This window comes from Pseudoalteromonas sp. RB2-MNA-CIBAN-0110 (assembly GCF_040309305.1).
In the GTDB taxonomy this organism is placed as follows: Bacteria; Pseudomonadota; Gammaproteobacteria; order Enterobacterales; family Alteromonadaceae; genus Pseudoalteromonas; species Pseudoalteromonas arctica.
Window position 1 is genome coordinate 52600 of record NZ_JBEOOQ010000017.1, and the last position, 19446, is coordinate 72045.

The following is a 19446-nucleotide window of genomic DNA, read 5'->3' on the forward strand; positions in this document are numbered from 1 at the left end:
CATGGGAAACCCCGATACAATGAACATGAACGCTAAATTTTTCGTTCTAAAGCAACAAGATGAGTCTAAAGCGAAGGCTGACGATCATTTTGCTTTGGCTGCTCAAATTGCGGCCGATCAGTATCGAAATGGGCAGCGTGTGTTTATTTGTGTTAACGATAACGAAGCAGCCTGTGCCATTGATGAAATAATTTGGGCATTCGATCCAGATAGTTTTGTGCCACATAATTTACAAGGTGAAGGCCCTAAAGGCGGCGCACCTGTAGAAATTGGTATTACGCCACCTGTTGGCAATCGTAAAGTTTTAATTAACTTGGCTACTCAGTTACCGGATTACATTCGTCGGTTTAACCAAGTTTTTGATTTTGTACCCGTAGAAGCAGCGGCTAAACAAGCAGCCCGCGAGCGTTTTAAAAAGCTACGCCAACTCGGTGCCAATCTCACCACGCAAGATATTAATAGCTAGCCAATCAGGCAAACTAACCAACTAATTTAAGTACTTATTTAAGGTTCTGTGTAATGGATAAAACCTACAATCCGCAAGATATTGAACAGTCTCTATATCAAGACTGGGAACAAAAAGGCTACTTTAAGCCATCTGGTAAAGGCGTACCATATTCAATTATGATCCCGCCGCCAAATGTCACTGGTAGCTTACACATGGGCCACGCCTTCCAAGATACAATAATGGATACCCTAACGCGTTTTAAACGTATGCAAGGTAACAACACATTATGGCAAGTAGGTACTGACCACGCAGGTATTGCAACGCAAATGTTAGTTGAGCGTAAACTGCATGCCGAAGAAGGCAAAACACGCCACGATTTAGGCCGCGAAGATTTTATTAATAAAATCTGGGAATGGAAAAAAGAATCGGGCGGCACTATTACCAAACAACTTCGTCGCCTTGGCGCATCGGTTGATTGGGATCGTGAACGCTTTACCATGGACGATGGCCTATCTGAAGCCGTTAAAGAAGTGTTTGTACGCCTTCACAAAGAAAACCTAATTTATCGTGGTAAACGCCTAGTAAACTGGGATCCTAAATTACATACGGCTATTTCTGATCTTGAAGTTGAAAACAAAGACAAAAAAGGCCACATGTGGAACTTACGTTACCCACTGGCTGATGGCGTTACAACGCAAGACGGAAAAGACTACATAGTAGTAGCAACAACTCGTCCAGAAACCATGCTTGGCGACTCAGGTGTTGCAGTAAACCCTGATGACGAACGCTACATAGATTTAATCGGTAAAGAGATTTTATTACCTATCGTTAATCGTCGTATTAAAATTGTTGCTGACGAACATGCCGATAAAGATAAAGGCACGGGCTGTGTAAAAATAACCCCAGCGCACGACTTTAACGATAACGAAGTGGGCAAGCGTCATCAAATGCCGATGATCAACATTTTCGATAAAGACGCCGCTATTCTTACCCAAGGTGAAACATACACCTTTGACGGTAAAGAGCTTGAGTTTGATGCGCCAATTCCTGAGCGCTTGCGCGGCCTTGATCGTTTTGCAGCGCGTAAAGCAATTGTGGCAGAATTTGAAGAACTTGGCTTACTTGAAAAAATTGAAGACCATGGTTTAACGGTTCCTTACGGCGATCGCTCTGGTGTTGTAATTGAGCCACTACTTACCGACCAATGGTATGTACGTGTTGCACCACTTGCTGAGCCTGCAAAAGACGCTGTTAAAAACGGCGATATTCAATTTGTACCTAAGCAATACGAAAACATGTACTTCTCGTGGATGAACGACGTACAAGATTGGTGTATTTCACGCCAGCTTTGGTGGGGTCACCGTATCCCAGCTTGGTACGACAATGAAGGTAACGTATTTGTTGGTCGCGACGAAGCTGAAGTACGCCGTGAAAACAACATTGCAGATAACGTAACGCTAAGCCAAGACGAAGACGTACTTGATACGTGGTTCTCATCAGCGCTTTGGACTTTCTCTACACAAGGTTGGCCTGAAAATACTGATGATTTAAAAACCTTCCACCCGTCTGACGTGTTGGTAACTGGTTTTGATATTATTTTCTTCTGGGTTGCACGCATGATTATGATGACGCTGCACTTTGTAAAAGACGAAAATGGCAAACCACAAGTTCCGTTTAAAACCGTATATGTAACTGGCTTAATACGTGACGACAATGGCGATAAAATGTCTAAGTCAAAAGGTAACGTACTTGACCCACTAGACATGATTGACGGCATTGAACTTGAAGACCTAGTACAAAAACGTACTGGTAATATGATGCAGCCAAAACTTGCCGCTAAAATCGAAAAAGATACGCGTAAAGTATTTGCAGGCGGTATTGAAGCACACGGCACCGACGCCCTTCGCTTTACGCTTGCTGCAATGGCATCTACCGGTCGTGATATTAACTGGGATATGAACCGCCTTGAAGGTTACCGTAACTTCTGTAACAAATTATGGAACGCGAGCCGTTACGTATTAATGAATACAGAAGAGCAAGACTGTGGTTTTGCAAACGGTGCTCAAACGGAGCTTTCATTAGCTGACCGCTGGATTTTAGGTCAATATGAAGCAACCGTTAAAACCTATACAGAGCATTTAGATAACTACCGTTTTGACTTAGCTGCTAACACGCTTTACGAATTCACTTGGAACCAATTTTGTGATTGGTACTTAGAGCTAACTAAACCAGTACTGTTTAAAGGTAATGAAGCACAGCAACGTGGTACACGCCATACGTTAATAACGGTACTTGAAAGCTTACTGCGTTTAATGCACCCAATGATGCCATACATTACGGAAACTATTTGGCAACGTGTTGCACCACTTGCAGGCCTTGAAACAGAGAACACCAGTATTATGGTTCAGCCGTTCCCTGTATATAACGAAGCAAGCGTTGATGCCAAAGCAATGGACGACTTAGAGTGGGTTAAACAATTCATTTTAGCTATTCGTAATATTCGTGGTGAAATGGATATTAGCCCAAGTAAACCGCTTAGCGTATTACTAGCTAATGCATCAAGCGACGACATGCGCCGCATTGAAGAAAACAAATCATTTTTAGCGTCACTTGCAAAAATTGAAGAGTTTACAATGCTTGAAAACAAAGACGATGCACCAGCATGTGCCACGTCTTATGTTGGCAACCTTGAGATCATGATCCCAATGGCGGGCTTAATTGATGTGGAAGCCGAGCTTTCGCGTATTAATAAGCAACTCGAAAAAGCAGAAAAAGGCCTAGCACAAGTGCAGAACAAACTCGCTAACGAAAAGTTTGTAAACAACGCACCTGAAGCTGTACTTGCTAAAGAAAATGCAAAACTGGCTGAGTTTAGCGATGCTAAAACTAAGCTACTTGAGCAAAAAACTAAAATAGAAAGCTTATAAGCTTTCATAAAATGCCTATTAACACTATTTAATAGGCATTAAAAAAGCCGCTCACTTTAATTAAAGTGAGCGGCTTTTTTGTGCCCTGTGATTAACCACAAGACACTTCTACATTAAAACTTGTAGTTGTACTGAGCGCCAATAAGTACTGCATTACCTTCTGACTCAAACTCAAATCCATCTTCTTCAAAGTTCTGAGTTTTACCACGGATAATACTTACACCAAGATCAACGTTAGAGCTTTGATCAATTGTGTAGTTACCACCGAATGAGAACCAAAAACGATCTGTATCTGGGATAGAGATCGACAGGTGATCTTGTGATACTGGAGACTGATCAAATGCTACACCAGCACGAAGTAATAAATCTTCGTTATATTGGTAATCTGAACCAACAGCGAAACGGTATGAATCAGAGAAGCTTTCATCTTTATTAAATGCGCTAAATTTATCGCCAGTTGGAGCTGTAACTTGTGCTTCTAATGAATCAAAGCTACTCCAACCTGTCCATAAAATACTGTAATGAAGACCAAGTTTTTCATCTAACTGATGAGAACCTGAAAATTCAGCTATTGCAGGAAGTGTTATTTCAACAGAACCAGGTAATTCAGTTCCATTTAATCCACCAAAAGCTGTTGGTATTTGATTCGAGTAATCACCTTCGAATGTAATATCTGTTTCTGTACGATAATTAAAACCAAAACGGCTGTTATCATCTAGCTGATACATTAAACCAACATTTAAAGCGTAACCTGTATCATCACCTTCCAAGTTCACAACTTCAGTGCTTGAAGCAAATGGTAAACCAGAGCCAGCATGACGCACAATAGTTGCATCAGCGTAAATTACGTTTAAGCCAATACCATAGCTAAACTTTTCAGTAACTTTATAAGCAACGCTTGCATTTAAGTTAACGGTGAAGATTTCTGTTTTACCAGCAATCTGTCCTGCTGAGTAGTCATCGTCAAAGTCTGTTGATAAGCCAAAGTTTGAAAACGCACCAAAACCAAGTGATACTTTATCGTTGTAAGGCATAGTAAAGTAAGCTGCTGGTACCACTGCACTTGGTGCAATACTATCGTCATCTAATGAAGATTGATCTATACCAGTTGGCGCGCCTTCACCTTCTAAGCTTACATCTGGGATTACGCCAATAGCAGCAACACTTAGTTGCTTTTCTTTAAATAAAGTCATTAGTGCAGGGTTACGTGCAACTACAGACGCGTCGTCTGCGATAGAAGCTTCACCAGCGTATGCACGGCCTAAACCCGATGCATTTTGCTCTGATAATTGAAACGCAGCTGCAAAGCTATCAGCTGAAACAAATGCAAGCGAAGCTGCAATAAGGGTTTTAGAAAATTTCATTGTTGAGTCCTTAACCAAACTGACTGTCTGGGTACTATGTGTGTTGTTATTAGGATTTAAAACGTGATTACACTACCTTAATTTTTTGTAAAAAACTCTATGAATACGTCAAAAGACAGTAAAAAACATGTTTTTTAACGACATTTTAACAACTATTTAAAACTCATCGGATGAGAAGTGTGGTATTAGAGTAAACACTCTAAATGTAATTAATTATCATTTAGATTGACTTGGAATTAGTAGCAACTTACACTCATTATAAAATCGCAATGGAAGTAAAACTGTGATCATTTTATTTATTATTACAGGGCTAATATTTTGTGGAGCGAGTGTGTTTTGCTTTTACAAAGCAAACTACTGCGCATGTACTCAAGCAGGACAATGCGATAACCCCGTAAACCATTATTGGCTAGGGGCAATGTTAAATGCGTTAATATCTTTAGCGCTGTGTTGTTTTGCATTGCACGTAGAGCTAGGCACTTTGTTATGGTTAACACTGATGGGAAATTGCTTTTTGGGTGCGTTTATTTCTGCAAAACAAACTAAAAAAAGGCAATGCAGTAAGGCTAGTTCAACAAATGCTCTTTTAGCAGGCGAGACAAATTAATCTGATAATCTAAGGGCTTAACACTTGATAGTATTTTAAGCTCTTGGGTGTGCTCACTTAAATCGATGTCTTTCGGTGTAACATGATGATTGTGCTTAGCATTATAAAATAGCTTAATTTTAGGTTTAATAGGATTTAATACGTTCCCTTCAAGCACTAAGGCTAAACGTTCATTCGTTAATTTTACAATAGTTCCTACCGGATGAACCCCTAAACACTTTATAAAACGCTGTACTAACTCACCATCAAACAATTGCTTATTGGCTAATAAGTACCGCAATGCGTTGATTGGTTCATCACCATCTTGATGCATTCTATCGGCAGTCATTGCATCGTACACATCTACAATTGCCATTATACGCGCTGGACGACTTAACTTCTCTGCCTGTAGGCCTCGCGGATAACCAGAGCCATCTAAGCGCTCATGATGATTCACTATCATATCAAGCATTAGGGGTGTTATACCCTTCTCGCCTTTAACTAAACCCAAACCTTGCGCTACATGCTTTTTAATCGCTAAGAGCTCATTATTAGTAACCTTAGTTGGCTTTGAAAATATACCCTGCGGTAATTTAGCTTGGCCTAAATCATGAAGTAACGCGCCCATGGCAAGCTCTTGCACAACAGCCATTTTGTACCCTAAGTATTTAGTAAATACAGCGGTAAAAATGGCGCAGTTGATCATATGCCGCCAGTTATAGCTGTGTTTATCTTTTATACGAGTAAGAATAGTCATGGCGTTGGCGTTACGAAAAACTGAGCTGACTATTTCGCTGGCTATTTCATCAAGCACTTTTATATTAACACTCAGGCCAGATGTTAAGTCACCGTATAACGACTGTAGCTTTCGGCCATGCTGATCGTAATTGACACTCGCTTTAGCAAATTCTTGTTCAATTGAGATTGCTATAGGTGTTTTTTCGGATTTTTGCTGGCTATTAGATGTTTTAGGTTTGCTTTGAGGCTTATATTTGGCAGGAACTGGGGCATCACCTTTAGCAAAATCTATAAGCAGCTCAAGCACCCCTTCAGAGACTAAACGCTTAATAATAGATCTATCGCGCACTAAGCCACTGGTCTTAATTTTTATGCTATTGATCCCTTCATGTTGCTTAGTAACGCTATCAACATACATACCAGGAGTAAGCTCAGATACGGGCAAAGTAATTAGCATAAAGGCGGGATTTTTCTATTAAGGAATATGTACCTTAAATAGCATTAATTAAGCCTAAAAGTCTAGTTTTTGAGTTGTAAGTAGTTATATATAACTAAAAGCATTATTTACAGCCCTATTTGAGCTGCATTGTAATTCTGATTATTTTACTTTTTAATAATTAAACGCTTTCATCTCAACTACACTAAATTGCTTATCACTAAAAAGCAGGTGATTTAGTTATAAAATTTATCTAATCATTATAAAAAAGCGAACTTTATTAACCTTTCTTGAACATAATATTGTTTTGCCTCGGTCTCAATATACACAGCACTTAATAACAACTGCTTTAAATTCTTAAGAGTACTAATATATGACAAAACTAAACCACCCCGTATCAAACCTAAGTGTGGCTGCAATAAACACAGCCTCGCCTTTGGGTCATATATTAAAAGTAGCCGCTCCACTGCTCGATAGCTTATTAGGTATAAATAAACTGCGTGATATATACCTCTCTAATAATTTATCGGGTTTAGATAAGCAGGAGTTTAGTGAAAAGCTTTTAAATGTATTGGGTATTAATGTACTTGGCGCACAAGGTGTTATTAACAAAATACCTAAGCAAGGCCCTTGCATAGTAGTATGTAACCATCCTTATGGCATGATTGAGGGCGTAATAATTGCCAAATTACTCACCCATTATCGTAGCGATACTAAAGTAATGGCTAACGTTGGTTTAAAAATATTTACAGAAATTAAAGACTATTTTATTTTTGCCAATCCGCTAAAACCAAAAGCAGCCATTAATACCAGTGCAATTAAACAGTGTTTTAAACATGTAAATAACGATGGTTTACTTGTGGTTTTTCCTGCTGGCAGGGTTTCGTTTTTTCAATCAAAAAAACAACGTGTAACCGACGGTCAATGGAATCGCTTAGCGGCTCAACTAGCCTTAAAAACACAAGCCCCTTTATTACCTGTGTTTATTAGTGGTCAAAATAGCCCTATGTTTTACAATTTGGGACGTATTTACTACCGATTTAGATTATTAATGCTAATACGTGAATTACTTAAAATTCAAAAAAGGTCCATTAATTTAGGTGCTGGTAATTTACTTACACCCAAGTTATTAAATAAATTTGAGAAAACTGGCGACATTAACGATATTGCGCGCCTGCTTTGCTATTTAAACGATGAACGCTTTGTAACACCTTGGCAAGACGATGCCCAATCAATGCAACTAAAAGCGATTATGCAGGATGTTGATAAAACAAAAATGACGAGTGAACTTGCTAGCTTACCAAGCGAGCAGCATTTATTAGACTTTAAAAGTTACTCCGTTTATTACGGTTATCAAGATCAAATACCTAATTGTGTTGCTGAAATAACACGCCTTAGAGAAATAACCTTTCGTACATTGAACGAAGGAAGCGGCGAGCCATGTGATACCGATAAGTTTGACGCAAGCTACATGCATTTATTTATTTTTGATCATAAAAATGAAGAGATCATTGGAGCTTATCGAATTGGACAAACTGATTTATTACAAAAAAATAGCGACGTGAGCGCCCTTTATTTATCGCAAATGTTTAATTTTGAACCCTCTTTTATTAATCAACAACAGCCGTGCTTGGAAATGGGTCGCTCGTTTATAGTTCAAAAACATCAAGGCAGTTACCATGGCTTATTACTGCTATTTAAAGGGATCGGTGCGTTTATGTCGCAAAACCCACGTTATAGGACTTTATATGGCACGGTTTCATTAAGTAAGCTTTACGACCCTCGTTCTGTCGCAATTATTGACCATGCTATGGTTAATAATAAACAAGGTGTTAGCGCCAATACGCCTTTTAATAAAAAAATTCATCCAGAGTTTGAAGACTTCATTAGTGATCACACGTTAAACATAGATCATGTATCAACATTGGTTATGGGAATAGAAGAAGATAAAAAAGACATACCGATTTTATTAAAGCAATATCATAAGCTAGGCGCTCAATTTCATTGTATGGGAATTGACAGTAACTTTAATCACACCCCTGGATTACTTTTAAGTGTGCACCTACCAAGTGCGCCTGAAAAGCTACTTAAGCTCTACCTTGGTGATAAAAAAGATGATTATATAAATCACTCATAATTTTCATCTGCTGTATTAATACAGCAGATGAAAATAGAGCAACAAAAAAGTCGACGCAATTAATTGCGTCGACTTTTTTAGTTATGTAACAGCTATAAAAATATTTAGTTAAGCTGTAGCCACTTTTAAACAACTAATGCTGCTAATGAGCTGAGACTGCTTATCAAAATAATTAAAGCGTATAGTGTTACCAACTTTAATATGGCTAATACTGACTGTCATTGCATCTTCTCTTTGCATATTTACACCATATTGGCCTTGCTCGGCTTTGCTGTAATGAAATGCTAAAAACTGCTCACTTGCAGGATATCTTAAGTCAATAAGTTGCTTAAATTGTTGTTTACGCTTTTGTGTAACTGTTTCTAGCTCAACGCCAGACGACGTTGCAAGCGATTCAACTTGGCAATCGATTAATTGTTTTGTGTCCCATCGAACAAAAGCGATGTGACCATTATTTAGCGATAATTCATCCGGAAAAATACACAATTTAAAAGGCGCGTAACCCGATAAATCCATATTTTTTAATTGAGACAATGCAGGGGTATTATTGCTTAGTAAATGCGGGATTAAGAGGCCTCTGCTGTGCTTTACGGCAGTTATATCAAATGCACTTTGATAATCGTTTAATAAAGCTAACGTTTGCCCCCAATGCGATACACCAAGCCAAGTACCACCCCCTTGCGGATCGATAGGGTAAATTGCGTTATCTGTGTGCTTACTCGGGGCGAGTGCCATTTCTCGTGTTTTTTGTTCATCACGATTAAAAAACAACTCGTAGCCATCATCAGTTAGGAAGTAACTTAAAGTGCACATATTAACTTTGCAGTGATTTTAATTGGCTTTGTTGGCTTTTTTCTCTCAAAAAAGTGGCTGTACTTGGTGCTAACCCAAAGTTCTGATCGAATGATGCTTTTTGTGCAAAGGTAATTTGTGAAATCATCGCATAGTGATGTACTGCATGGCTTCCTACAAATATAAGCTCTCGTGCTAATGAGGTTGTTACAGTTTGTACATTTTTACTTTTAATTGATACTTCGCTTGAAAGTAACAGCGGTTTATTAAAATCATCTGTACTTAGCTGTTCAATCCACGATGCTATCTCGGCAATTTTTTTTATAGCTTCGCAGGGGTTACTTTCAATATTACTGCCGCGTAGGCGACTATCGTAATCAATATTATTTATACCAAAGCCCGTCATTAAAGATTGGTAATGATCGATAATGTGGCGCATATGTGACCCAGCTGAACTAATGAAATTAGGAGCAACGATTTGCGAATAATCCTCTTTAGTTACACTTTCAAGATAAGCATGTCCTTGAGCGAGTATTTCTAACTGACTATTTAACATTGAATCGGTTTTCCTCATTTATAATTTCGTCGTATATGCATACATAACGTTAGATAACATTTTGAATAATGCAATTTTGCATTGTATAAATAACTAGAAAGCTGTTCTTACAATAAAATTTCAAAATTTATGCAGTAATACATTTTTAAATACAAAAGTAATTAATGAAAAGCTAGATAATATAGAGGGGAATATTAGTAGATGTAAAAGCAAATGGCGCTCTCGGTAGGGATCGAACCTACAACTCAGCCTCCGGAGGGCCACGTGATATCCATTTCACCACGAGAGCACATTTGTTGCCGCCACACCAACTCGCGATATCAGTGCTTTAGCATCAGCAATGATAAAGAGATCTTTAAATAAATACCAGTAACATCAGCTTATATGCTTATTAATTAAACTCTTTTAAATAAAACACTTCACAATGGCTTAAAAACACGCTATTTATTCTTATTGAATAGGAAACAGTAACGGTTTAGTAACATTGAAACTATGATTGTCGCTGTGCGGATGGATTTAATACGAGGAAATAATGATGAGTTTAATGTCTACTGAGCAAGTTGCTGAGTTTTTAGGTGTAAAAGTAGAGCGTGTAAAACGTCTCTCTAGAGAAAGTTTATTAATTGCTAAATCAGAAGATGAAAATGGTGAACCACAATTTGATACAGCCGAAGTAACAAAATACAAAGAGCTCGCCGAGCGCTTTGGTGGTCTTTAACATCTATAAAAAAGTATTATTAACGAGTTTAGTTAGCTGCGCGCGTAACATTACAGATTTACTAGTTATGCTGCGCTCTTCATACCAGCCAATACATAACACTAAAAAAAACAGCTTATAGTAATTCAGCTTATCCATTGAAGGATTAAACGTTTTTGTTTTATCGATACTATTTTTATAGTTATTTAACAATGCACTTTCACTGCTCTCATTAAGATTAAAGCTCACTGCAAGGGCTGCCAAATCAAAATACACATCATTAGTTTGTGCATATTCAAAGTCAATTAAATACATGCCTGAAGCATTTACAATAATGTTATCTTTTACTAAGTCGTTATGACAAAAGCCTGCATTAAATGATATAGCTGCAACGGCTTTGAGTGCCTTCTCTATTTGAGGTTTGTATTGCGTATATACGTGGGTGCTTTGATAAAAATGAAGCTCTTTAGCTATATCCATTGGCGCGGTAGACACTTTGTAATTGTGCACTTGAGCAAGTTTATTAATAAAGCTAAGCGTTATATCCGATTGCGCGCTCTTGCCTTCAATATAATTAAATACCGCACGACCGTTTTCTTTATCAAGCCAAATAGGCGCAGGGCATATATTAAAGTCACTTAAAAAGCGCTGCGCTTCAAGGCCGTCACTTGGCCAATGGCTTTTATAACACTTTAACAAATACCCTTGTTGCTCGGTACGTATTAAAAAATTATCGTTACTAAAGCCATTAAGTAATCGCTCGCTTGAAACAATGCTTGTAGGCTCTATAAACGCACTACACATTTTTACTAACTGAGTATGCTCAATCATTGATTAAAGCTGTGCTAGAGGCTTAGCTTGGCTTTGTTCGTACTCTTCGTACCAGGTTTTAAAGCCCCACGCTGCCATAATGGTATAAAATATAAAGAGTGCTAGCGTTGGGTAATAGCCTTTTTCGTAATATAAATACATAGAAGCGGCATCTATTACAATCCAGTACAGCCAGTTTTCGAGGACTTTTTTAGCCACTAAGTAAGTAGTTACTACGGCAAAACATGTTGTAAAACTATCAAGATAAGCAAAATCGGCATGAGTATAATTTTGCATAACGTAACCAATAACTATTGCAGCTACGGTTGTTAAACTAATTAAAACAGCATGACGGTTTATCGACCACGATGTAATATTTAAATTTGCAGCTTTGCCTTTACGCCATACAACCCAGCCAAATACAGCCATATACATATAATAAAAATTAAGTAACGACTCCATAAGTAATGCGCCATTCCAGTACATTATTGTATAAATGAGCGTGCTAAAAAATGCCGCAGGCCAACACCATAAGCTTTCTTTTATTGCTAATAATAAATAAGCCATCGACAACCCTACCGCAATATACTCCCAATGCGACATTGCTGTAAAACCACTTAAGGTTTGTGTTAAAAAGTCCATATTATGCAATTACCGTTTAGTTGTGCCGATTGTTATACCAATCTGCTTATATACGGGGTCTATTTAACGTTAAGAAAATTACGCTAGAACTAGGCAAAAATTTTTGTATCTAGTTGTTCTAAATAAAAAACTTTTAATGACGTTATAGTGCAATTTAATTCGTTAAATTGATCAAATATTTATGCAGGTTGGTATTATAGGTTATTCAGGCGATAAGTCGCCAGAGAGAAACTTACATACAAAAATAGCTTTACCAAATTCTTCATATGAACGTTTAATTTCGGTATTTAACACCTGCATTACTAAATCGTAATCACCAAAAATTTGCGTTGATAACGTGTTAGTAATCACTTTTAAATCATCGTATTCGTTTAATCTGTCAATAAAGCCCTGAATAAACGGGATATAATCTTGGTGAAGTGGGTATTTACTGATCTCTACTGATAATTTCATTTTTGACTCTTTATTTTAATTACCGATTACAACAAGTCATTCAATGCTAGAGCCGTTATTAAATACAGTGTAAAATCGCTGCAACACTCAATTGAAATGAGCTTAAAATGGCACGTAGAATAACCTACAAATATAAAAACGAACCGCGCGAGATTAATTTCGCTAAAGATAAATACCACGACATGTATCAAGCAATTGCTGCCGCCGAAGGTATTGATCTGACTAATTACTTAAGCATGGTACAGCAAATAGAAATGACCTCAAAAGGGTCTGCTTCTGTTCGTAACTTTCGCGACCAAGAATTTGCCCGTATGGGCTTTAGCGACGTTTACTTTATAAAAGAGTAAATACCGCTTTATAGCTGTATTAACGCTGATACTCATAACTTACGCGCGGTGTAATATTACATAATAGCTCGTAAGGGATAGTATCAGCGCATAATGCTATTTCTTCAACTGGTAGCTCAGGGCCCCACATAGTGACTCTGTCGCCCACTTTAATATTGTGCTCATTAGCGCCTATATCTACGCTAATCATATCCATAGCAACACTGCCAACAATACCATAACGCTGCTTACCAATTATTACTGGTGTGCCCTCTTTAGCGTGCCGAGGATAACCATCGCCATAACCCATAGCCACAACAGCTAACTTGGTTGGTTTATCGCTTTTCCAACGTCCGCCATACCCTACCGCCTCATTAGCTGGTACATTACGCACTGCAATTACGCGCGTAGTTAAGCGCATAACTGGTTTTAATTTATGTTGTTGCCCAATACTATTTGCCATTGGCGATACGCCATATAGCATAAGCCCAGGGCGCACCCAATCACCATGACCGCTCGGCCATGCAATAATACCAGCAGAATTTGATAAACAATGTGCTTGGTCAATGCCATTCACTAAGTTATCAAATAACGTGATTTGTTGAACCGTTTTGGCATTATCAACATCATCAGCACACGAAAAATGGGTCATTAAATTAACGGTATTTTTGGCGTTAGGTGTTTTTTGTAAGCGGTTATAAAACTCTTCAAACTGCTCTGGCGCAATACCTAGTCGATGCATACCTGTATTTACTTTTAACCAGCATGTTATTGGCGCATCGAGCTTTGCTTTTTCAAGCGCGGCTAATTGGTATTCGTCATGAATAATAGTTTGAAAGTTATTAGCGAGTAAAATAGGTAAGTCGGCTTTGTTAAAAAAGCCTTCTAGTAAAACTATTGGCTTTGTTAAGCCCCCAGCTCGAAGGGCAAGCCCTTCATCTATTCGCGCCACAGCAAATGCGTCAGCATTATTTAAATGCTGCGCAATCGTTACTAAACCATGCCCGTAAGCATTTGCTTTTAGCACCGCCATTACTTTGCTGTTAGGTGCAAAGCACTTAACTTGCGCTAAATTATGCGCAAGTGCAGCTAAATTAATTTCAGCAGTGGCTAAGCGCATTAGTAATCGTCATCTACCGCTGGTCCCGCGTAATTATCAAAGCGAGAAAATTGACCTTGGAATGTTAAACGCACTTTACCAATTGGGCCGTTACGTTGTTTACCTATGATAATTTCGGCAATACCTTTGTCAGTACTGTCTTCGTTATAAACTTCATCACGGTAAATAAACATGATTAAATCGGCATCCTGCTCTATCGACCCCGACTCACGTAAATCTGAGTTAATTGGACGTTTATCTGCACGTTGCTCTAGCGTACGGTTTAGCTGCGAAAGCGCAACAACCGGACATTTTAGCTCTTTTGCTAGTGCTTTAAGTGAACGTGAAATTTCAGCAATTTCGAGCGTTCGGTTATCAGCAAGGCTTGGTACACGCATTAACTGCAAGTAATCGACCATGATCATACTAATGCCACCGTGGTCGCGGGCTATACGCCTTGCACGTGAACGCACATCGGTAGGTGTTAAGCCCGACGCATCATCAACGTACATTTTACCTTTTTCCATCAACAAGCCCATTGTTGATGAAAGTCGTGCCCAATCGTCATCATCTAATTGACCAGTACGTACCTTAGTTTGGTTAATACGGCCAAGAGACGCTAACATCCTCATCATAATTTGTTCTGAAGGCATCTCTAGAGAGTAAATTAATACTGGTTTGTCTTGAGTCATTGCAGCATGTTCTGCAAGGTTCATCGCAAAAGTGGTTTTACCCATAGATGGACGCGCTGCAACAATAATTAAGTCAGAAGGCTGTAAGCCCGTCGTCATTTTATCAAGATCGGCATAACCTGTACTTACACCCGTAACACCATCTTGTGGTGATTGATAAAGCTCTTCTATTTTATCAACGGTTTTTTCAAGGATGCTATGAATGCTTTGCGGGCCTTCATTATTTTTTGTTCGTTGCTCAGCTATTTTAAACACTTTGCTTTCGGCAAAATCGAGTAAGTCGTGACTAGTACGCCCTTCGGTGTTAAAGCCGGCTTCTGCAATTTCGTTCGCTACGCCAATCATTTCACGTACAACAGCACGTTCGCGTACAATACTTGCGTAAGCGTCAATGTTAGCAGCACTTGGCGTGTTTTTAGCTATTTCTGCTAAATAAGCAAAGCCACCAATTCCTGCCAGTTTATTATTTTTTTCTAAACTTTCAGAAATAGTGATTAAATCTATCGGATCGCCAATCTCAGCAAGTGCCGTCATCGCCTCAAAAATTAACTTGTGCGTGCGGGTATAAAAATCCTGTGATACAACAAGCTCCGCTACGCGGTCAAAAGCTTGGTTATCAAGCATTAAGCCACCTAAAACAGATTGTTCAGCTTCTATTGAATGGGGAGGAACTTTAAGTGTATCGACTTGCTTATCTGGTTTGGCCATAACTTCACAGTAGTAAAATTGAATGGCTCTATTCTATCGACTTGAAGGGGCTGTGCAAATAGAAAAGCAGGAAATCTTTTCCTGCTTTTTGTAATCGTGAAGGTGAATGAGCGTTATTTAATACGAAGCTCTATGCGTCCACTAATTGTATCCATTTCAACATTAGCATTACCGCCATTAATGCTAAATTCTAAATCACTGGCTGGGCCGTATTTAGCTTTACTGACTTTATCGCCAGTAACTTTATTAATGATTTTGCCATTAGCGTGCGCTTTAATTTCAAAATTTGCAGATACGCTGTCAGGAAAGTAAAAATCACCATCGCCACTTACCGATTCAAAACGTACATCACCGCCTTTTAAAAGCTCTTTAATATGTACTTCGGCTTCGCCATTCACCGTGTTAATACGTAAGTTTTTAATTGACGATAGCGTAAAATCTATATCGCCATTTACATTTTCAAGGCGCACATCATTGGCGCTTGAGGTTGATTTAATATCGCCATTAACAGCGCTAAAACGTAGTTCACCACTTGATTCTCTATCGTTAATTTCGCCATTTACGGTTTCAAATTGAATATTACCACTTAGGTTTTCTGCATTTACATCACCATTTACGGTGGTGAGCTTAATGTTGCCAGTAATATCATCTACCGTAATTTCGCCATTAACCACGTCAACTTCAGCGCCATTTTTTAGCTCTTTCGCAGTCACCGATACATTAACGCCAGCAAACTCTAAACTACTGCTTTTAGGCATAAATATGGTTAGGCTTGAGCCATCGCCATTATTACTCCAATTTGATTTACGTGGCATTTTTACAATAAACTGAGTTTTATCGCCATTTATTTTAAGCTCATAACCCTCGGCTTTGTCATCAAGCTCGCCAGATACTTTAAATTCGTTTTTATCCCAGCCTGTAATATGTATATCACCGCGTTGGTTTTCAATAAAAATAGTGCCGCCACTTGGTACGTCTATTTGCTTATCTATTTTTTCACCCGCTAATACCGCCAACGGAAATAAGCTCAGTCCTAATAAAATCGCTTTCATGTCGTACTCCTAAATGTGCTGCCAACGTGGCGCGTGCACCTTGTTAATTAAATCAAGTTGTTGTTGATATACTTGCGCTAACATTGTTAGTAGCGCTTGGTTTTGTGGCTCATTTTCAAGAACTTGCTTTATTGCTTGCTCTGCGTTTTCAAGCTCTTGTAGCTGCGTTTGCCAGTTAGTGGTCAATGCTTCTTTATTTTCATATTCAACCAACAAACTGTTTTTTTGCGCCGAAAAGTAATCACTTATAGCCACTACGGGTTGTGGCTCGGGCGCTATAACAAATAGATTTACAGCAATTAAAGCAGCTAATGTGCAGGCAGCTATTGCTGTTAGTTTTGGCCAAATAGCAGTGCCTTTTAGGTCCTGCTTATTACTAACCATTGCTCGCTCAATTCCCGCCCACAGGTCTTTTTGTGGCGTAATGTCTTTATCAAGCGTGTTTAATGACTCATTTAAATAGTCGTCAAAATTTGGTTTATTCATTTTCATACCACTCTTGTAGTAGCTGCCTAGCACGATGATATTGCGATTTACTTGAACCAACAGCCATACCTAATTGCTCGGCTATTTCCTCGTGCCTGTAACCTTCGATTGCAAATAACACAAACACCATACGTGCGCGCTCAGGAAGCCTTACTATTAATTTATCGAGACCATTTAAGCCTTTGCAGTCATTAGCTGATTGCTCATCCATACCGCAGTGTTCAATGCTCACTACTTTTTGCAGCCAATTTTTTTGCTTGCGTAAGTAGTTAATCGCAACATTACTGGTAACGCTGTAAAGCCAAGTAGAAAACTGCGAGCGACCGTCAAATTGCGCTATTTTACGCCATACCTGTACAAACACTTCTTGGGCTGCATCTTCAGCATGCGCTTGGTCCGCTAATAAGCGTAAACATAAACCGTAGACTCGTTTTATATGTAACTCATAAAGCGTTGTGTATGCGCCTTGATCACCTGATTTAACACGCTCAATGAGCTTAGCTTCGCATAAAGGCGTTTGTTCGGGTTTAACGTGTAACATCCGTGATGTCGCCTTTTAATTATTATTATTGAGTTAGTGTATTGATAAGTTAGACGTAATAACAGTTCGAAAAGGTTTAAAGGGAATGAAAAAATAATTGAATAAAAAAGGGGCTAGTACGAGGCTTTATACCAATTCGCTTAATTAAGTGATCTATTTTGAGGATGGAAAAACGTGTTGATAGCTAGACAAAAAATTCGCTATTTAGTTGTTCTCGGCAATTGCTCCTGCATTACTCTACCTTCTGCATCCATGCAGTCGTAAATGAGAATTTTTTAACACAGGTAGCGACACGTTTAGCTCCGCAAAATGATTAAGTATTATTGCGGATTGGTATTATTTAACTGCGCCCTTAACTAATTAAAATTAGCCAAATTACAGACACAAAAAAGCCGTGCTAATAGCACGGCTTTTGTCGCTTAATTAAAAATTAAGCTTCAGCGATTACGATTACTTTAATAGTAGCCGTTACGTCTGAGTGAACTGAAATTGATACGTCAAATTCACCTGTCTCACGGATAGTACCTAGAGGCAAACGAACTTCTGACTTAGCAACTTCAACACCAACAGCTGAGATAGCGTCAGCGATGTCACGAGTACCGATTGAACCGAATAACTTACCTTCGTCACCAGCTTTAGATACTAATGTAACTTCTGCTAATGCTTCTAGTTTTTCAGCGCGTGCTTGTGCAGCAACTAACTGTTCAGCGATTTTCGCTTCAAGTTCTGCACGACGAGCGTCAAACGTTTCAATGTTAGCTTTAGTCGCAGGAACTGCCTTACCTTGAGGGAAAAGGAAGTTACGTGCGAAACCAGATTTAACTACAACCTGTTCACCTAGGCTACCTAGGTTAGCGATCTTATCTAGTAGAATAACTTGCATGTTTCTACACCTTTTAAAAACTGTTAATCCGCTGCTTACTTATGTAAGTCAGTGTATGGAAGAAGGGCTAAGTAGCGAGCACGCTTAATAGCAGTTGCTAGCTGGCGCTGAAATTTAGCGCTAGTACCTGTGATACGGCTAGGTACGATTTTGCCACTTTCTGTAACATAGTTTCTAAGAGTAGCTAGATCTTTGTAATCGATTTGTTTTACGCCTTCCGCTTTAAAGCGGCAGAACTTACGACGTCTGAAATAACGTGCCATGAGATTAATTCCTCAAATAATTCTTTCTATATGCTGAGCATGCAAAACCAATTGGCTAAGGCCGTTACGACCTTCGTGGCGATTTAAAAAACCACTCACTTGCAATGCCTGCCCAACGTGCAAATGTTGAGTCTGTTGTTGCATTTGCTTTCCACTGGCAACTACCTGAAGCCTCACGTAACTATTACGGTTAAGGTCTGCTTCGGTTTGCATCGATTTATGTTCTACAACAAAAATACAATGCGGGATGCCAGCAGGGCTTTGACTAAACTTGGGAGTTTTACAAACTACCCCAGATATAACCAGCTGATTCATATATGGGCTAACCATTATAGTAACTGCTGATTACATGCCATGCTAGGACTCAAAACAATTAAGCAGCTGGTGCTTCTTTCTTCTCTTCTCTTGCAAGAGGAGACGCTTCAGTTTCAGCAGTTTTAGTGCGGATAACTAAGTTACGAAGCACTGCATCGTTGTAGCGGAAAGTAGTTTCTAGCTCGCTGATTACTTCAGTTGGTGCTTCAACGTTCATAAGAACATAGTGAGCTTTATGAAGCTTGTTAATTGGGTAAGCCAATTGACGACGGCCCCAATCTTCAAGACGGTGGATAACACCACCAGCTTCAGTGATAGAACCAGTATAACGTTCGATCATACCAGCAACTTGCTCACTCTGATCTGGGTGAACCATGAATACGATTTCGTAATGACGCATGGATATTCCTTACGGTTAATAGAGCCTTCTACCGTTTCGGCCGGTCGGTTTAAGGCAAGGAATTAATAGTTTAAAAGCCGAAATGAGCGCGCATT

At 38.9% G+C, this 19446-nt stretch carries 22 protein-coding genes and 1 tRNA gene; 6 read left to right on the top strand and 17 right to left on the bottom strand.

The annotated features are described in order from the left end of the window. Positions 1-19: 19 nt before the first annotated feature. Both AAEY68_RS10320 and AAEY68_RS10325 read left to right on the top strand, forming a co-directional pair. The gene (locus AAEY68_RS10320; protein ID WP_007587285.1) at positions 20-466 is read left to right on the top strand and encodes a DNA polymerase III subunit chi; all 447 of its coding nucleotides are present in this window, start codon (positions 20-22) and stop codon (positions 464-466) included. A 53-nt stretch (positions 467-519) separates the two neighbouring features. Next, a complete protein-coding gene (locus tag AAEY68_RS10325; RefSeq protein ID WP_024592250.1) occupies positions 520-3375 on the top strand; it encodes a valine--tRNA ligase in 2856 nt (951 codons plus the stop codon). A gap of 113 nt (positions 3376-3488) precedes the next feature. On the opposite strand, the gene AAEY68_RS10330 is transcribed toward AAEY68_RS10325, so the two are convergent. Beyond that, complete coding sequence (locus tag AAEY68_RS10330) at positions 3489-4739, bottom strand: outer membrane protein transport protein (RefSeq protein WP_024592249.1); 1251 nt, start codon at positions 4737-4739, stop codon at positions 3489-3491. A 283-nt stretch (positions 4740-5022) separates the two neighbouring features. On the opposite strand from AAEY68_RS10330, the gene AAEY68_RS10335 reads away from it, so the two are divergent. Next, positions 5023-5346, top strand: coding sequence for a hypothetical protein (locus AAEY68_RS10335; protein ID WP_033012404.1), 324 nt, complete (start codon positions 5023-5025; stop codon positions 5344-5346). Here AAEY68_RS10335 and AAEY68_RS10340 read toward each other — a convergent pair. Beyond that, positions 5306-6520: a cyclic di-GMP phosphodiesterase gene (locus AAEY68_RS10340; protein ID WP_024592248.1), complete on the bottom strand. Its 1215-nt coding sequence runs from the start codon at positions 6518-6520 to the stop codon at positions 5306-5308. The genes AAEY68_RS10335 and AAEY68_RS10340 overlap by 41 nt on opposite strands. A gap of 352 nt (positions 6521-6872) precedes the next feature. Between AAEY68_RS10340 and AAEY68_RS10345 the strand changes: the two genes are divergently transcribed. Continuing rightward, a complete protein-coding gene (locus tag AAEY68_RS10345; protein WP_024592247.1) occupies positions 6873-8636 on the top strand; it encodes a bifunctional lysophospholipid acyltransferase family protein/GNAT family N-acetyltransferase in 1764 nt (587 codons plus the stop codon). A 108-nt stretch (positions 8637-8744) separates the two neighbouring features. Here the strand turns inward: AAEY68_RS10345 and AAEY68_RS10350 are convergent, their stop codons facing one another. From AAEY68_RS10350 to AAEY68_RS10360, 3 genes are all read right to left on the bottom strand, one after another. Beyond that, the gene (locus AAEY68_RS10350; protein ID WP_024592246.1) at positions 8745-9449 is read right to left on the bottom strand and encodes an NRDE family protein; all 705 of its coding nucleotides are present in this window, start codon (positions 9447-9449) and stop codon (positions 8745-8747) included. Between the two features lies 1 nt (position 9450). Then, positions 9451-10002, bottom strand: a complete 552-nt coding sequence (locus AAEY68_RS10355) for a hypothetical protein (protein ID WP_231620110.1) — start codon at positions 10000-10002, stop codon at positions 9451-9453. A gap of 196 nt (positions 10003-10198) precedes the next feature. Beyond that, positions 10199-10273 (bottom strand) — tRNA-Arg (locus AAEY68_RS10360). Between the two features lie 246 nt (positions 10274-10519). On the opposite strand from AAEY68_RS10360, the gene AAEY68_RS10365 reads away from it, so the two are divergent. Then, on the top strand, positions 10520-10702 hold the full coding sequence (locus AAEY68_RS10365) for a hypothetical protein (RefSeq protein ID WP_007587299.1): 183 nt from the start codon (positions 10520-10522) through the stop codon (positions 10700-10702). 3 nt (positions 10703-10705) lie between these two features. On the opposite strand, the gene AAEY68_RS10370 is transcribed toward AAEY68_RS10365, so the two are convergent. From AAEY68_RS10370 to AAEY68_RS10380, 3 genes are all read right to left on the bottom strand, one after another. After that, the gene (locus AAEY68_RS10370) at positions 10706-11512 is read right to left on the bottom strand and encodes a phosphotransferase (protein ID WP_024592245.1); all 807 of its coding nucleotides are present in this window, start codon (positions 11510-11512) and stop codon (positions 10706-10708) included. 3 nt (positions 11513-11515) lie between these two features. Then, on the bottom strand, positions 11516-12133 hold the full coding sequence (gene pnuC, locus AAEY68_RS10375) for a nicotinamide riboside transporter PnuC (protein ID WP_007587303.1): 618 nt from the start codon (positions 12131-12133) through the stop codon (positions 11516-11518). A 201-nt stretch (positions 12134-12334) separates the two neighbouring features. Next, complete coding sequence (locus AAEY68_RS10380; RefSeq protein WP_007587304.1) at positions 12335-12586, bottom strand: hypothetical protein; 252 nt, start codon at positions 12584-12586, stop codon at positions 12335-12337. 107 nt (positions 12587-12693) lie between these two features. Here AAEY68_RS10380 and AAEY68_RS10385 point away from each other — a divergent pair, with 107 nt between their 5' ends. After that, positions 12694-12933, top strand: coding sequence for a DUF2960 domain-containing protein (locus tag AAEY68_RS10385; protein ID WP_007587305.1), 240 nt, complete (start codon positions 12694-12696; stop codon positions 12931-12933). Positions 12934-12952: 19 nt separating this feature from the next. Here the strand turns inward: AAEY68_RS10385 and alr are convergent, their stop codons facing one another. From alr to rpsF, 9 genes are all read right to left on the bottom strand, one after another. Then, positions 12953-14032 carry an alanine racemase gene (gene alr, locus AAEY68_RS10390; RefSeq protein ID WP_007587306.1) on the bottom strand — a complete coding sequence of 360 codons (1080 nt, stop codon included), beginning with the start codon at positions 14030-14032 and terminating at the stop codon, positions 12953-12955. Beyond that, a complete protein-coding gene (gene dnaB, locus AAEY68_RS10395) occupies positions 14032-15411 on the bottom strand; it encodes a replicative DNA helicase (protein ID WP_007587308.1) in 1380 nt (459 codons plus the stop codon). The genes alr and dnaB overlap by 1 nt, the downstream gene beginning before the upstream one ends. A 113-nt stretch (positions 15412-15524) precedes the next feature. Beyond that, positions 15525-16463, bottom strand: coding sequence for a DUF4097 family beta strand repeat-containing protein (locus AAEY68_RS10400; RefSeq protein ID WP_024589708.1), 939 nt, complete (start codon positions 16461-16463; stop codon positions 15525-15527). 9 nt (positions 16464-16472) lie between these two features. Beyond that, positions 16473-16955: a hypothetical protein gene (locus AAEY68_RS10405; protein WP_024589707.1), complete on the bottom strand. Its 483-nt coding sequence runs from the start codon at positions 16953-16955 to the stop codon at positions 16473-16475. Next, on the bottom strand, positions 16942-17490 hold the full coding sequence (locus AAEY68_RS10410) for an RNA polymerase sigma factor (protein WP_024592244.1): 549 nt from the start codon (positions 17488-17490) through the stop codon (positions 16942-16944). Before AAEY68_RS10410 ends, AAEY68_RS10405 begins: the two co-directional genes overlap by 14 nt. A 430-nt stretch (positions 17491-17920) precedes the next feature. After that, positions 17921-18373: a 50S ribosomal protein L9 gene (gene rplI, locus AAEY68_RS10415; protein WP_002962755.1), complete on the bottom strand. Its 453-nt coding sequence runs from the start codon at positions 18371-18373 to the stop codon at positions 17921-17923. Positions 18374-18408: 35 nt separating this feature from the next. Continuing rightward, entirely contained in the window at positions 18409-18636 is a 228-nt protein-coding gene (gene rpsR, locus AAEY68_RS10420; protein ID WP_007378475.1) for a 30S ribosomal protein S18, read from the bottom strand. A 12-nt stretch (positions 18637-18648) separates the two neighbouring features. After that, complete coding sequence (priB, locus tag AAEY68_RS10425) at positions 18649-18966, bottom strand: primosomal replication protein N (protein ID WP_004588456.1); 318 nt, start codon at positions 18964-18966, stop codon at positions 18649-18651. A 43-nt stretch (positions 18967-19009) separates the two neighbouring features. Beyond that, positions 19010-19351: a 30S ribosomal protein S6 gene (gene rpsF / locus AAEY68_RS10430; protein WP_007378473.1), complete on the bottom strand. Its 342-nt coding sequence runs from the start codon at positions 19349-19351 to the stop codon at positions 19010-19012. Positions 19352-19446: the final 95 nt, after the last annotated feature.

Bases quoted from the DNA above. Each gene is read 5' to 3' on its own strand.
- AAEY68_RS10320 (WP_007587285.1), top strand. From the start codon at position 20: ATGAACATGAACGCTAAATTTTTCGTTCTAAAGCAACAAGATGAGTCT.
- AAEY68_RS10325 (WP_024592250.1), top strand. From the start codon at position 520: ATGGATAAAACCTACAATCCGCAAGATATTGAACAGTCTCTATATCAA.
- AAEY68_RS10330 (WP_024592249.1), bottom strand. From the start codon at position 4,739: ATGAAATTTTCTAAAACCCTTATTGCAGCTTCGCTTGCATTTGTTTCA.
- AAEY68_RS10340 (WP_024592248.1), bottom strand. From the start codon at position 6,520: ATGCTAATTACTTTGCCCGTATCTGAGCTTACTCCTGGTATGTATGTT.
- AAEY68_RS10345 (WP_024592247.1), top strand. From the start codon at position 6,873: ATGACAAAACTAAACCACCCCGTATCAAACCTAAGTGTGGCTGCAATA.
- AAEY68_RS10350 (WP_024592246.1), bottom strand. From the start codon at position 9,449: ATGTGCACTTTAAGTTACTTCCTAACTGATGATGGCTACGAGTTGTTT.
- AAEY68_RS10355 (WP_231620110.1), bottom strand. From the start codon at position 10,002: ATGAGGAAAACCGATTCAATGTTAAATAGTCAGTTAGAAATACTCGCT.
- AAEY68_RS10365 (WP_007587299.1), top strand. From the start codon at position 10,520: ATGAGTTTAATGTCTACTGAGCAAGTTGCTGAGTTTTTAGGTGTAAAA.
- AAEY68_RS10370 (WP_024592245.1), bottom strand. From the start codon at position 11,512: ATGATTGAGCATACTCAGTTAGTAAAAATGTGTAGTGCGTTTATAGAG.
- pnuC (WP_007587303.1), bottom strand. From the start codon at position 12,133: ATGGACTTTTTAACACAAACCTTAAGTGGTTTTACAGCAATGTCGCAT.
- AAEY68_RS10380 (WP_007587304.1), bottom strand. From the start codon at position 12,586: ATGAAATTATCAGTAGAGATCAGTAAATACCCACTTCACCAAGATTAT.
- AAEY68_RS10385 (WP_007587305.1), top strand. From the start codon at position 12,694: ATGGCACGTAGAATAACCTACAAATATAAAAACGAACCGCGCGAGATT.
- alr (WP_007587306.1), bottom strand. From the start codon at position 14,032: ATGCGCTTAGCCACTGCTGAAATTAATTTAGCTGCACTTGCGCATAAT.
- dnaB (WP_007587308.1), bottom strand. From the start codon at position 15,411: ATGGCCAAACCAGATAAGCAAGTCGATACACTTAAAGTTCCTCCCCAT.
- AAEY68_RS10400 (WP_024589708.1), bottom strand. From the start codon at position 16,463: ATGAAAGCGATTTTATTAGGACTGAGCTTATTTCCGTTGGCGGTATTA.
- AAEY68_RS10405 (WP_024589707.1), bottom strand. From the start codon at position 16,955: ATGAAAATGAATAAACCAAATTTTGACGACTATTTAAATGAGTCATTA.
- AAEY68_RS10410 (WP_024592244.1), bottom strand. From the start codon at position 17,490: ATGTTACACGTTAAACCCGAACAAACGCCTTTATGCGAAGCTAAGCTC.
- rplI (WP_002962755.1), bottom strand. From the start codon at position 18,373: ATGCAAGTTATTCTACTAGATAAGATCGCTAACCTAGGTAGCCTAGGT.
- rpsR (WP_007378475.1), bottom strand. From the start codon at position 18,636: ATGGCACGTTATTTCAGACGTCGTAAGTTCTGCCGCTTTAAAGCGGAA.
- priB (WP_004588456.1), bottom strand. From the start codon at position 18,966: ATGGTTAGCCCATATATGAATCAGCTGGTTATATCTGGGGTAGTTTGT.
- rpsF (WP_007378473.1), bottom strand. From the start codon at position 19,351: ATGCGTCATTACGAAATCGTATTCATGGTTCACCCAGATCAGAGTGAG.